We start from the raw sequence: 12,094 nt of genomic DNA, 5'->3' as shown, positions 1-12,094 counted from the left end.
ATATGGCAATACAGCCTTATTTAATTCAAATATTTATTGCTTTAAGAAAGCTTTGAATGATATATTTATTAGGAATATATTACTAATTTTCAGATAGGGTGAATTAATCAATTTTTACTATATGAAAAATTGAAATATATTTTAAATGTTGGAAGTAGAAAACTGGATCTTTCCAGTTATACTGCGGTTTAATTTTAATAGAAATATATTATGGAGGGGTTTTATGTCAAAAGTTTTATTACTGGAAGCGATTCTTGACGATTTTGCAGATCAGTTAGATATGACTAACAGCAGTGAAAGGGATAGTGTATTTGAGCTATTTGTTGCTGAGCAAATACTTAAGGATAAAGACCTAGATAGCGAAGAATTGGAGAACGGTATAATTAGTGGTGGTTTTGATAATGGTATTGACGGCATGTATATTTTTGCTAATGACGAGCTAATACAATCAATTGATCAAGTCTCAGATTTTAAGAAAATAAAGACCATAGAAGTTCATTTTCATCAATATAAAAATAATGAAAGAATTAGTGAAGATGTAGTACATAAATTTAATACTACAACTTCCAGTATCTTAAATCTTAGTCAAGAACTAAGTCCAACTAGTTGGAATAGTGATTTGATCGAACAAGTTGAATTATTAAGAATATTAACTATAGGTAGTGCAGCTGTGCATCCAGAATACAAATTTATTTTTAGACATATTTCTAAAGGTAATAGAGATAATATATACAATGAAGAAAGACCCAATAACTCCTACCTTGATAAAGTAACAACGTTAAAAAATACAGTAGAACAGTCTGATTATAGTAACGTATTGTTCGACTTCGACTATATAGGCGTTAATGAATTAATTAGCCTAAATAGAAGCGAGAAGCAGTTTTCTATAGCTTTAAAGCTAAATGAAAATCCAATTGCATTAGATTTTAGTGACGATGGAAAACGAGGATATATAGCTTCAGTAAATATTAAAGACTACTTTAAATTTATCACTGAGGGATCTGGGGAATTAAGAAAGTATTTATTTGATTCCAATATTAGAGATTATCAAAACAACACCGAGGTAAATACTCAAATATCAGATACAATCAAGAAGGACAAGGATTTAGACTTTTGGTGGTTAAATAATGGAGTAACAATTATCGCAGATAAAGGCTCTTTAACAGGTAAAACTCTACATCTAGATAATGTTCAAATTGTAAACGGTTTACAAACTTCTCACTCAATTTATCATTCGTTTAAAAAAGAAGTCGAAGAGGAGAATAGATCTTTACTTTTAAAAATTATTATTACTGATGATAAGGTAACAGCTGATAAAATTATTAAATCGACAAACTCTCAGAATAAAGTGCCTACTTCTTTATTAAGAGCCACAGATCAGATTCAAAGAGATATAGAAGAGTATTTTTTAACAAGAGATTATTTTTATGATAGAAGGAAAAATTATTATAAAAACTTAAAAAAACCAACAAAGAAAATTATTTCAATTAATTTTCTAGCTCAGTGTCTTACTAGTTTACTTATAGCAGAGAAGAATCCTTCAAAAGCTCGTTCTAATCCAACTGTACTAACTAAAAAAGATGAAGATTATGCCAAACTTTTCCCAGCACACAGACATTTAGATACATATTTACATTCTATATTAGCTGTTAAGAAAGTAGAGAGCCACTTGAAACAATTGTTAAATGGCGACCAATTAGCTGAACAAATTAGGAAGTATTTCTTGTTTCACGTGTCGAGGGTTAGTATGAGTGTGTTACTTCAACAGCCAAACTATGGCGAAGAACAATTTAGAAATATAAATTTAGATTTAGTCAACGAGGAGCTTGTTGCTAAAAGCGTGGAGTGGCTAAAGGTTATAATTAGTGACTATTTAGAAGAGACTGATTACAATGACGTAGTTAATATTTCTAAACAGACAGAATTCAGTCAATATATTACACTTAAACTCAAGGAGCTTATAGCTCAGGAAAGGCAAGCAACTGTATAAATATTCTTATAGATTTATTCCAAAAGGTCTAATCATTTTGATTGGACCTTTTTTATTTGATGTTAGGACCATTTTCTCTTTAATCCTCAACATAATCTTTTATGTATCATATGGTTTATAAAGTTTCACCAAAGATGAATAATTTCCAAAAAAGATTAATTGTACTTGAATAAAAGAAAGTTATATTCGTTTGTTTCATTTAACTACAGCTATCGACAGCTATTGGAAGCTTAAAGAGTATATCAGTAATGTCGGCGAGGTAGATACATTAAATAGCATGAGATCGTTTGAAGATGCCATCAAATTAGTTTAATAACGACAATTTTTGAATTTCATGGGATAATTGGATTATTCCATGAAAAGGTGATGATGTGAATGATAGTTTCTTCTGCCGTTAGTGTTCAAAAACTCAATGAAAATAAAGAGTGGACAGAGTTGTTTCCTGTTCCGTATACAAGAAAGGATCTTTGTCCATTTATTATTTTAAATTCTGAAGAAGCAGGTATATTAAGACCTTTGGAAGGTCAGACAATTAGACTTCAGCAACTAGAAATAAATGAAGCTGAAAATCCTGTAGCATATCATTGTTGGGAAATTAGGAAATGGACAGTGTCAGATACTGATTTCATAATTGCATCACCACCAGAGAGACACGTTAAGTATTACACAATAGAAATTAAAGATGAAATTGAGACACCTTGATGGGTGTCTTTTTTAATTTATGTAGAAGGTGAAAAAATGTTCAAAATCCCATAGTATTAAGTGCTTTCGGCACTCCCCTAGCGTTCTTATTTGGCGCATACACTCCTCTAATGGCAGTATTATTCGTTATGGTCTGTCTAGATATATTTACAGGCTTTGCTAAAGCTATATACTTTCAAAAATTGAAAAGCCGTACTATGAGCCATGGAATGATACGTAAGGCATGCTTGGCTATTGTCGTAATCTTATGTCATATGATTGATTTAGCTTTATTTAACGATATTCCAGTAGCTAAAACTGGCTGTATCCTGTTTTATATTGGAGTGGAAGGATTATCGATCCTTGAGAATCTGGGCGAGATGAAAGTTCCATTGCCAAAATTCATTCATGAAAATCTAGAAGTCCTTAAGCAAAAAGGTGAACATACAGATTCTTAAAATATAAACTCATCCTCTCCTTAATTGGAGAGGAACTTTTTGCTTATACAAGAAAAAAGAGACGCTTGTGTAAGCATCTCTTAGTCTGATACAATTTAATAGGTCATAACATTAATTTAGTTTCAACAACTTGTAAAGATGCCGTCATTACTTCATCAAACCTTGTCCGAGGAATGAAGTTCTGGCGGTATTTTTACGTGTGACCATCTTTTCCCTGTATTAATATCTGTTATTGTTGCCCTAGACACTCCATACATTTCTGCAATCTGCTTATGAAGATAATTGCCTTCTTGCAGTAATATTTTTATCTCGATAACTTTCTTTTCATTCAGCTTAGTTGATATACTTCTGTGTTCAATAACCCTAAGCTCTGGTGGCACTTCTACATGCGACCATCTTACACCACGTTTAATTTGTGATATGCTTGACTCGGTCACTCCAAACATGTCTCCAATTTCTTGGTGGCTATAGATTCCAAGCTTAAGCATTCTCTTTATCTCAATAACCTTTTCTTCATTAAGCTTAAGTGGCGTACCCTTCTTACCAGTTGAGCGAAGTCTTTGCATTGTCTCTGGATCTAATTCATTTTTTAGATACTCTGTTACAGTACCTCTATGTAGTCCTAACATTTCAGCTATCTCTTTGTTTAAGTGTCCTTGATATTTAAGCTCAAATACTTTTTTAATTAGCTCTTGCTTTTTTTGATTATGGGCAGAAGAAGTGATTCTATTATAAGTGGTTTTGCTTATTCCAAACATCTTTATTATCTCTGCTTTTTGAGTTCCCTTCATAAACTCTTCTCTAACAAGATCATGGAGATTTAATCGTTCTGCTTCTTTCTTTTCCAACTCCTTTTTTAATACATTCGAAACTATCTTTGAGTCACACTGAAGCATTTTGGCTATGTTAATTACTCTATGTCCTTTTTCCCATAGTTCAAAAATTTTCTTCTCCCTTTTTTCACGCTCCATATCACGCTTACTCATTAGCTCGTCATTTAACTCTGGAAGCACCCATTCCCAATTGGTACACCTTGCAATCTTATTTATTGTTGTGATATCAACCTTGAATATTGTAACTAATTCCTGTGGAACTATGTTTAGTATTAGAGCCATTTTAATCTCTCTCACATCATTAATTGTTAATTTATCACTTGATCCTCTATTTACTAGTCTCATAAATTCAACCATCTCTGGTGACTGCTTCCTTCCAAACATTGGATTACCTGCACCTGTGATTGCCTCTATTCTTTCTTTAGAATATGTTTTCCCTGCATTTCCACCACTCTCTAGATTAAATCCCTTATCTCTAGCCATTGAACCAAATTCTTTGATCCAATATACCTCTCTATCGTTCAGATCGCATTGCAGACACTCTTCAATAAGTTCAAATTCAACGTTTTCTATCCCATATTTATTAACATGGTTCTGAAGATATTTATTTTCATGCTTGTTCTGTCTTAGCAATCTTTTATGCGTTCTCAATCTACCCTTAACATCGTTGCTTTGACCAACATAAACTCTTCCTGTAATTTTACATCTAATTTCATAAATTCCTATTATTATCATTTCTCTTGCTCTCCTCTTGATAAAATGTTGATTTCATTAAGTATTATATATCATAATTTCCTCATCTTAACTGGAAGAGGTTTTTTGATGAAACTTTTTGACTATGAAAAGTAATAAAGTTACATTTAGTGTTTCTTTTATAGTATATTAGATTTTAAAAAGGGGTTTTATGGTTGAGAAAGAAAATATTATACATATTCCCAATGGTTATGATCAGTAGTAGTTTACTAATTTCATGTAGCAATAGCACTGGTACTGAGCAAGTTGGCTCTACGAAAGAAGAACAAAAAGATAAAGTAATTTCACTACAAAAAGAAATTAATCAAGCTCAAAAATATATAAGCAATAAAGAATATTTTAAAGTTGAAGGTCTTAAAAGTCAGATATACGAAAAAGATGAAAAGATAGATTCTAAGGATGAACGGAAATTTGAAGAACTATATAGTATATCGAAGTTGTTGTCAGAAGATGAGATCTTCTCCAAAACATCTAACCTATCTAATCTTCCTACCGATTACGATGGAGAATTTTCGAAAGAAGTGAAGGAAAGTAGAGAACAACTGAACCAATCACTAATTAAGGATATTCAAAATAAAGACTTTGTAACAAATGATTATAATTATACAAAAGAATATCAACCTGAATATTACTTATCTTTATATGTGAGTGCGATGAGTAATTTTGAAGATGAAGATTACAAACATGCTTACAATAACATTGAAAAAATCCCAAATAATTATAATGGGCAATTTGCAGAAGAAATTAGTTTAGCAAGAAAGAAACTAAAAGATCGATATGAAATTGATAAAGAAGAAACAGAAAAGAGTAACGAAATACTGGCAGACGCTCAAAAACAATATAATCTTCAACATACAAAACCTCAAATAGGTATGACTCAAGAAGAGGTTATTAATAAAACTGGATGGGGTAAGCCTGACGATATTAACCGTACAACAACAAAATACGGCGTAGAAGAACAATGGATTTATAACATCTACGGTTATGTTTACTTTGAAGATGGGAAGGTTACTGCAATTCAAGAATGAAAGATATTGTTATAAAGTAACAATTATAGAACGTTAAAATTCCATTAGTACTTTAAATAGAAGGTGGAGGGACATAAATGGAAAGAGATATGGACTTAATTAGAGAAATTCTAATCTATGTAAAAGATGAAGCTGATGATCTACATGCATTTACAATTGAAGTGGACGGGTATGAGCAAAATTTAATTGAATATAACACTAGGTTACTGGGAAAAGAAGGTTATCTAGAAGGACGCTTTAATGGTGACAGATGTACAGTCCATGCTCTAACTTGGAAAGGTCATGACTTCTTGGACAATGCAATGAATAATAACGTTTGGAATAAAACTAAGCAGATTGTTAAGGAAAAAGGTGGATCAGTTTCATTTGCAATTTTAACGGATTTAGTTAAACAAGTGGCTTTAAGTCATTTTAATATTAAATAGCTTTTCAATAAGGGGAGAATCTGTGAAAAAGCTGTTAGTTGGTAGCGCTTTGTTGTCTTTCATTTTAACTATGTCAGCAATCAGATAGAAGAGTATCGTAAACCTAAAAGTCAGAATCAATAAGACATCTTTAATAGGTGTCTTATTTGTTTATTTAATTAATTTGTCGAACGTTTTTCTTCATAATTCTATTGATAAAAAGACTACATAAATGATAAGATTAGCTTAAATTAAATACGGAAAGTTGTTGTATCAATATTTGTCAGTGTTCATATTTGTCTGCTTTTGTGCTTCAAAAAACCATTCGTGATAACGAAGAAGATACGGCGCACGAACGCAAATACGACAAAGCAGAAGAAGAATTGTAGAGCTAAAAAAAGCATTTTTCTAGCTCTTTGAAAAACATCCCCATTTTTGGGAGATGTTTTTTTATATAAAAAAACAGGGAACTTGTCACTCCGTGTCGTATTAATAAAGAAGGAGGCGATTGAATTGACACAACTAATGATTAATAACGTAAATTTTCACGTTGATATGTTTGAAGAAAAAATGATTACTGATGCGAATACAGGTGAAGAGTTGAAAAGGCTAAACTTTTCTTTTTCGGTTGTAGGCAAAGCAGCTTATGATAAATATGATGCATTTTTTGAGGATCCGTATTTTGAAGTAACAAATATGGAGACAAAAGAAACGCTAACACTAAAAAACATTTCGCATAGCACATTTTATCAGTCACCTGAAATTACTGATCATACAAATATTGTTTTCAGGGTGAAGTTGCAGCAAGAACCTGTTAAAACAAAAGAACAAGCGAAAAATGAACAGCCAACAGAGAGCACGGTAAACGAAATGCTTTTATCTAGAATAAAATTTAAGGCTCTTGTCGAATTACTTGAAGAAAAAGGACTCCTCATGGAGAATGAATTGTATACAAAAATTGAAGAAGTAGCAGAACGAGATTTTGATATTCTGCGAGATGAATTAAGTCATTCTAAAAAAGAGGTAAAAGCGTAAAAATACCCCATTCTGCAGGGGGATTTTTTATTTATATCCATTAATTTATAACCCTTTTGATAAATCATTCATATATTACATCACGATGAAAATAAAAAGGGTGAGGATAATGCCGATTGTTATTAATCATGTAGTGATTCCAAACGTTACAGGAGGAGTCGTTACGTTTGGCGATACGTACTATGTTTCTCCGAAAAGTAACAGTAAAACTGCACAAGGTTCAGGGTCTTCAAATACAGGAATTTGTGTAAATACAAATTCGGGACTTTCTAATACAAATACGCTCGATCCGGATGGTTCTGATCAAAACGGCTTCGGAAACGGATAAGGAGAGAGACGTTTTACTCTTCTTTCTACACGCCTTTTCAGTATTCGTTTTATCCGTATTTTATGCCTTCGTTTGCACGTCCAATTGGATTTGTCGTTTCACCTGATGGAGCGATAGACAACTGGTGGGGCAAAAAACCATCTTGGTGGGGGAAAATCACGCCTTCAGCCGGCGTTTTCCCTCCCATTACCCAGTATTATACGGGCAGTTTAGTTCCTTATAGCTTAAGGAGCTATTATTAATATAAAAAAGAAGTTCAGATTAAGCTACCTTGTTGGCGTCTATTTCCTGAAAATAGGCGTTTTTTTCCGTTTTACTTGATTCAAAGTTATTTTTGCTGAATAATAAGGAAAAGAGAAATTTTAGAAGTAAGCTGTAAGTAAGGAGATGTTCTATCATGACAGATAAATGGAGAGTTCATAAAATAAAAAGTGATTGTGAACCTTGGCTGTTTTTAGAAGGCTGGGAAAAAGATATTATTGAAACCATTGAATTTGAAAAAAAAGAAGAAGCGCTTCGCTACTACGCGATGATGATTTATGAATTTCATCAAAAATACGCAAGCGTGCGAAGTGATGAACTAGCGCTCTTTAGCTTTTGGAACGAAGGCGAAAAGGAATTTTGCGAGGCCTGTGATGATGATCTTCAAATCTTCCACGGTGTTTTATTTGCTAAAAACGATGAAGTCTATTCATTAGAAGAAGATGAAGAAGGATTAAAAATGCTTCGTACTAAATAAAAACGTCCTGCGGGGCGTTTTTTTATGTATAAAAAGACTTCTTCGTTGAAGTCTTTTCTAAGGGATTAATTTGCAAATCCACGCAATATAAAGAGCAGCAGGTACTAAAAGAATCTGGGCACATACTGTCCCACACAAACGAGAGATGACTAGTGTGCCCACCATTTTGTTCATAGATTGCTTAGTAGATTCACCTTTCATTACCTTTTCAGTTAAAATGGCTACTTGCGGATCTACAAACACAGCAAGGGTAATCATGGCTAGTCCGTTAATAAGACCAGAAGACATCAGAATTGATTTAGAAAGAGTAGGCTCAAGCGTAGAAGCATAAAGTGTGGAAAGAACACCTACTGTATAAATGGTCGTAGCTATTAAATTCAAAAGAAGCAACCGCTTGGGCACTCCACCTATTCGCAGCTGAGACAGCATGATCCACCTCGGGCGCTTCACGTGTTTTTTTGCTTTCTCCAGCGTATGTATGGAAGTAATATTTTTCATCATTTGAGGTACAGACCCCGCTACTTCTAAGTGTGAAATCATTCGGGAGAAAATCGATACAAAGCTAGGAAGTAAAAGAGCACCTACAATTGTCCCAATGGAAGCTGCGAGCAAGATGGTTTGAAGCTGATGAAGTAGAACGGGCAAATCTTCTTTAGACTTGACCGCATCTCCTAATTTCCCGGTCAGCGGAGCTTGCACCATATTAGCTGTTCTTGACAAAATGACAATAATATTAAAAAGAGATAAAGCCACGACTAGTTTTCCAGTTTTCAAGCCCGCAAGTCTCACAGAGTAGGCTAGTGTTTCAATCATATGAATAATTCCTACAAACACACAAATAATAAGTAATTTTTCCATCATAATAAGCAAGTTCCTTTCTTTGATACACACGATTCCTTATTATGTATAAATTTGATTCATTTGTAAATAAAAAGCCGACTTGCTACCAAAAATAGCAAAGCGGTCTTTTTATTATCGATGCTGGTTAATATCACGCAGTATATCTTTGCTAGCCTGATAATCTTTTTCTCGTCTTTTTCCACCTGTAGACGTTTGTCTAGTTTACGGCTATATTCAGCATACCCCACGCCGTGAGAAAGCTGCATGGCCTTTTCCATTTCTGACGTGTACGTTAGGTGAAGTGCGATAATGAATCAATCCTTTCAGCATTTTTCACTTGTGGCACATGTATTGCTGCTCAAGTGTTTGGATGTTTATGATTCTTGAAGTCTTTCTAGAAATCGTTTTCCCTGTAGCTCTGGATCTAAACATCAAATGATTAAAATTTCATAACATTCCAGTTAAAAGCCTTTTTTTCTTGCGTAGTATCCCATATAATAGCAGGAACAACGTTTTTAAAGGAGTTATATATGAACAATACAAAACGAGTATGGTTTGATTTACTTTTTTATATCGCTATTCCTTACCTAATATGGAACCAAGGAAAAGACATTATTGGTGATTACTATGCCATTTTGCTTTCAACAGCACCAGCGTTTGTGTATACCATTTATACATTTATTAAAGATCGCCAGTTTAACGTAACAGGATTGTTTATTGTCATTACACTGCTGGCACGTACAATTATTGATTTAATCTCAGGGAACGCAGCAACGATGTTAAACAATCAAGTATACTTTATGATTGGACTGGCTGTAGTTGTCCTTTTTACCATTGTGGTAAAAAAGCCAATTGGTTTGTACTTTTTTGTAGATACGGCTTACTTAATGGGCTATAAGCGGGAAGATTCTTTAAAGCTCTTCCACCAGCCTGGTCTATTCAAAATGATGAACTGGCTTACGGTACTGTTCGCAGGTCGCTATGTATTTTTAGCGATTGTAAAATACGTATTGATTCAAAAGTACGGAGTAGAAGGGTATGGAAACATGATTGTATTCCGTCAGGCTGTTACGTGGGCATTCTCCATTTTAATTGCTGTCTACACGTATTTTATTTATAAAAAAATTCAAGATAAAACAGGGATTGATAATCCAATGAATCCAAATGTAAATGAATAGAAAAAGAAGCGTGCGTTTAGCTAACGTACGCTTTTCTGTTACAAAACAGTGAAAAGTGCTCAAAATACTAACATCTTATTTGAATTTAATAGTAAAATAACTCTATTAAGAAAAGGATGAAAGTAGGCCAAGAAATGAAACTATTATTAACATGTCAAAAGCAACCTTACCGAATTTTAGAAATGATTATGGTATTTTTCACCTTAATTTTTGTCTTACTGTCGTTTTCCGATTACCGTCAGCTTTTTTTTCTTGTGTTTACACTTGGAATTGTATTTGCTATTCGAGCGTTTGAAATGCAAGAAGGAGAGAAAAAGACTCAAGGTAACATCTGGCTGCTTATTGGTGTCATGATGATTTTGCTAGATATTGTTTTATTTGTTGTTTACGCGATTAACCGGCCTTAAACAAATTAAAAAATGTATAATATAAGAAATATCACCAAAAAGCTTTTTAAACTAAATACTGAATTACGATAGGAATGAGATCTAGTGAATGAATCTTTCAAAGCTTTAGCAGATCCAACACGAAGGAAAATTCTAGAACTTCTAAAGGAAAGTAATTTAACAGCCGGTGAAGTTTCCGATCATTTCAATATGACTAAACCTAGTATATCTAATCATTTGAAAATACTTAAGCAGGGTGAGTTGATTCAAGGCAAAAAACAGGGACAATTTATTATATATTCTTTAAATAATAATACATTTCAAAACTTAATTTCTTGGTTTACTACCTTCGAAAGGGGAGAAAAATAAATAACATCTTTATGTGCTAAGTTCAATTGTTTTCTTTAGAATTAGTATAAAAATTTTTGTTTTCTTAGTTTAGTATAAGATGCGTCGATAACACCTGTGCTAAATTAAAAGAAAAGTAGCTACAATTACTCTTGTACAGATGGATTTAAAAGAACACTCCATTAACCTCTACTATATTTCAACGAATCCAACCAAAAATACAAAGTCAGCCAGATATATTATTTAAAGTCTTAATACTTCAGATTCTACACCGTTTTATACCCTATGCCATCGTTTAGAGAATTGACAATAGAAATATTGTTGATAAGAAACACTGGCTTGTTGTAATGAGAATTTAATTGTGTATTGACTAACAGGGTAAAATAGCGCAAAAAAAGAAAAGACAAACTCCACCTATTGGTGAAGCTTGTCAAAAGTATAGTTCAGTTCAGTTTTCATTATAATTAGTGATTAAGTAGGATGCGTAAGCTTTGTACTATTCAGGCCAGACTAGAATCAAAGAATGATCTTAAAAGAGGCAGGATTTCTGATATCTTATTTTTAGGATGAAATATTATTTTATTTATGTTTCCGGAATAATGGTAACTCCAATTGTTCTTATTGGAGCACCTTTTTGAGTATTCTGGTTCGTTGTTTTATAATACTTTAGCATAAGATCATTTAATTCTTTTTGAAAACTACTGAAGCTTTCATCATCAAGTTTTAATTCTAACAGTGAAAAAGTTGAACCATCTTCTGAGCAACCTCGTTCTGCCAACTTATTAAGATAGTTTTGGTATTGAGTCACCAGGGATAATTGATAATAAGAATAATAGTTTAACTTCTCCTCATTAGAGGTTTTTTTCCATTCATCACCATTAAGTCTTGCCTCCTCTTCATTTAGGACGTAGTATTTTTCGGATACTGACCTTACTTTTTTTTCTTTTACAATGCGAATAACTCCTGCATCTAATAAAACTTGTATATGTCTATATAATGTTGCTTGAGGTACATCTTTAATAATTTTCAACATTTCAAGTGGTGTTAATCCATTTTCTCTATTTCTCATTAAGGCTTGGGAAATCTTGATTCT

Annotated in this window: 16 protein-coding genes; 11 read left to right on the top strand and 5 right to left on the bottom strand. The window is 32.9% G+C overall.

What is annotated here, in order from left to right:
- Window positions 1-223 precede the first annotated feature (223 nt).
- The 3 genes from N178_RS12495 (at window position 224) to N178_RS12485 (ending at window position 3,129) form a co-directional block, all read left to right on the top strand.
- A complete protein-coding gene (locus tag N178_RS12495) occupies window positions 224-1,990 on the top strand; it encodes an AIPR family protein (RefSeq protein ID WP_045292527.1) in 1,767 nt (588 codons plus the stop codon).
- A gap of 375 nt (window positions 1,991-2,365) precedes the next feature.
- A complete protein-coding gene (locus N178_RS12490; RefSeq protein WP_045292525.1) occupies window positions 2,366-2,692 on the top strand; it encodes a hypothetical protein in 327 nt (108 codons plus the stop codon).
- A gap of 50 nt (window positions 2,693-2,742) precedes the next feature.
- Window positions 2,743-3,129, top strand: coding sequence for a phage holin family protein (locus N178_RS12485; protein WP_045292523.1), 387 nt, complete (start codon window positions 2,743-2,745; stop codon window positions 3,127-3,129).
- Between the two features lie 155 nt (window positions 3,130-3,284).
- Here the strand turns inward: N178_RS12485 and N178_RS25495 are convergent, their stop codons facing one another.
- Window positions 3,285-4,697 carry a GIY-YIG nuclease family protein gene (locus tag N178_RS25495; protein WP_052942391.1) on the bottom strand — a complete coding sequence of 471 codons (1,413 nt, stop codon included), beginning with the start codon at window positions 4,695-4,697 and terminating at the stop codon, window positions 3,285-3,287.
- A 173-nt stretch (window positions 4,698-4,870) separates the two neighbouring features.
- Here N178_RS25495 and N178_RS12475 point away from each other — a divergent pair, with 173 nt between their 5' ends.
- From N178_RS12475 to N178_RS12460, 4 genes are all read left to right on the top strand, one after another.
- On the top strand, window positions 4,871-5,743 hold the full coding sequence (locus N178_RS12475; RefSeq protein ID WP_045292521.1) for a hypothetical protein: 873 nt from the start codon (window positions 4,871-4,873) through the stop codon (window positions 5,741-5,743).
- A 77-nt stretch (window positions 5,744-5,820) separates the two neighbouring features.
- Window positions 5,821-6,168, top strand: a complete 348-nt coding sequence (locus N178_RS12470) for a DUF2513 domain-containing protein (RefSeq protein ID WP_045292519.1) — start codon at window positions 5,821-5,823, stop codon at window positions 6,166-6,168.
- A 492-nt stretch (window positions 6,169-6,660) separates the two neighbouring features.
- Complete coding sequence (locus tag N178_RS12465; RefSeq protein WP_045292518.1) at window positions 6,661-7,182, top strand: hypothetical protein; 522 nt, start codon at window positions 6,661-6,663, stop codon at window positions 7,180-7,182.
- A gap of 109 nt (window positions 7,183-7,291) precedes the next feature.
- The gene (locus N178_RS12460) at window positions 7,292-7,510 is read left to right on the top strand and encodes a spore germination protein (protein WP_013083687.1); all 219 of its coding nucleotides are present in this window, start codon (window positions 7,292-7,294) and stop codon (window positions 7,508-7,510) included.
- 49 nt (window positions 7,511-7,559) lie between these two features.
- Here N178_RS12460 and N178_RS26740 read toward each other — a convergent pair whose 3' ends face one another.
- On the bottom strand, window positions 7,560-7,697 hold the full coding sequence (locus tag N178_RS26740) for a hypothetical protein (RefSeq protein ID WP_157862162.1): 138 nt from the start codon (window positions 7,695-7,697) through the stop codon (window positions 7,560-7,562).
- Window positions 7,698-7,907: 210 nt separating this feature from the next.
- On the opposite strand from N178_RS26740, the gene N178_RS12455 reads away from it, so the two are divergent.
- Entirely contained in the window at window positions 7,908-8,249 is a 342-nt protein-coding gene (locus tag N178_RS12455; protein WP_013057574.1) for a DUF1033 family protein, read from the top strand.
- A gap of 57 nt (window positions 8,250-8,306) precedes the next feature.
- On the opposite strand, the gene N178_RS12450 is transcribed toward N178_RS12455, so the two are convergent.
- On the bottom strand, window positions 8,307-9,110 hold the full coding sequence (locus tag N178_RS12450; protein ID WP_052942390.1) for a lipid II flippase Amj family protein: 804 nt from the start codon (window positions 9,108-9,110) through the stop codon (window positions 8,307-8,309).
- A 56-nt stretch (window positions 9,111-9,166) separates the two neighbouring features.
- Complete coding sequence (locus N178_RS28095) at window positions 9,167-9,355, bottom strand: YuzK family famiily protein (RefSeq protein ID WP_475264816.1); 189 nt, start codon at window positions 9,353-9,355, stop codon at window positions 9,167-9,169.
- A 264-nt stretch (window positions 9,356-9,619) separates the two neighbouring features.
- Between N178_RS28095 and N178_RS12445 the strand changes: the two genes are divergently transcribed.
- The 3 genes from N178_RS12445 (at window position 9,620) to N178_RS12435 (ending at window position 11,022) form a co-directional block, all read left to right on the top strand.
- On the top strand, window positions 9,620-10,267 hold the full coding sequence (locus N178_RS12445) for a VC0807 family protein (RefSeq protein WP_045292516.1): 648 nt from the start codon (window positions 9,620-9,622) through the stop codon (window positions 10,265-10,267).
- Window positions 10,268-10,401: 134 nt separating this feature from the next.
- On the top strand, window positions 10,402-10,674 hold the full coding sequence (locus tag N178_RS12440; protein ID WP_237758463.1) for a hypothetical protein: 273 nt from the start codon (window positions 10,402-10,404) through the stop codon (window positions 10,672-10,674).
- Window positions 10,675-10,758: 84 nt separating this feature from the next.
- Entirely contained in the window at window positions 10,759-11,022 is a 264-nt protein-coding gene (locus N178_RS12435) for an autorepressor SdpR family transcription factor (RefSeq protein WP_045292514.1), read from the top strand.
- A gap of 562 nt (window positions 11,023-11,584) precedes the next feature.
- Here the strand turns inward: N178_RS12435 and N178_RS12430 are convergent.
- Window positions 11,585-12,094 (bottom strand): helix-turn-helix domain-containing protein (locus N178_RS12430; RefSeq protein WP_237758462.1); only part of this gene is annotated, 510 nt, incomplete at its 5' end.

The sequence above is a fragment of the Priestia aryabhattai B8W22 genome (assembly GCF_000956595.1).
Classification (GTDB): domain Bacteria; phylum Bacillota; class Bacilli; order Bacillales; family Bacillaceae_H; genus Priestia; species Priestia aryabhattai.
This window is presented reverse-complemented; position numbering and strand designations above follow the sequence as displayed.

Excerpts from the sequence above, each read along its gene's own strand:
- N178_RS12495 (WP_045292527.1), top strand. The coding sequence starts at position 224 with ATGTCAAAAGTTTTATTACTGGAAGCGATTCTTGACGATTTTGCAGAT.
- N178_RS12490 (WP_045292525.1), top strand. The coding sequence starts at position 2,366 with ATGATAGTTTCTTCTGCCGTTAGTGTTCAAAAACTCAATGAAAATAAA.
- N178_RS25495 (WP_052942391.1), bottom strand. The coding sequence starts at position 4,697 with ATGATAATAATAGGAATTTATGAAATTAGATGTAAAATTACAGGAAGA.
- N178_RS12470 (WP_045292519.1), top strand. The coding sequence starts at position 5,821 with ATGGAAAGAGATATGGACTTAATTAGAGAAATTCTAATCTATGTAAAA.
- N178_RS12460 (WP_013083687.1), top strand. The coding sequence starts at position 7,292 with ATGCCGATTGTTATTAATCATGTAGTGATTCCAAACGTTACAGGAGGA.
- N178_RS26740 (WP_157862162.1), bottom strand. The coding sequence starts at position 7,697 with ATGGGAGGGAAAACGCCGGCTGAAGGCGTGATTTTCCCCCACCAAGAT.
- N178_RS12455 (WP_013057574.1), top strand. The coding sequence starts at position 7,908 with ATGACAGATAAATGGAGAGTTCATAAAATAAAAAGTGATTGTGAACCT.
- N178_RS12450 (WP_052942390.1), bottom strand. The coding sequence starts at position 9,110 with ATGATGGAAAAATTACTTATTATTTGTGTGTTTGTAGGAATTATTCAT.
- N178_RS28095 (WP_475264816.1), bottom strand. The coding sequence starts at position 9,355 with ATGCAGCTTTCTCACGGCGTGGGGTATGCTGAATATAGCCGTAAACTA.
- N178_RS12445 (WP_045292516.1), top strand. The coding sequence starts at position 9,620 with ATGAACAATACAAAACGAGTATGGTTTGATTTACTTTTTTATATCGCT.
- N178_RS12440 (WP_237758463.1), top strand. The coding sequence starts at position 10,402 with ATGAAACTATTATTAACATGTCAAAAGCAACCTTACCGAATTTTAGAA.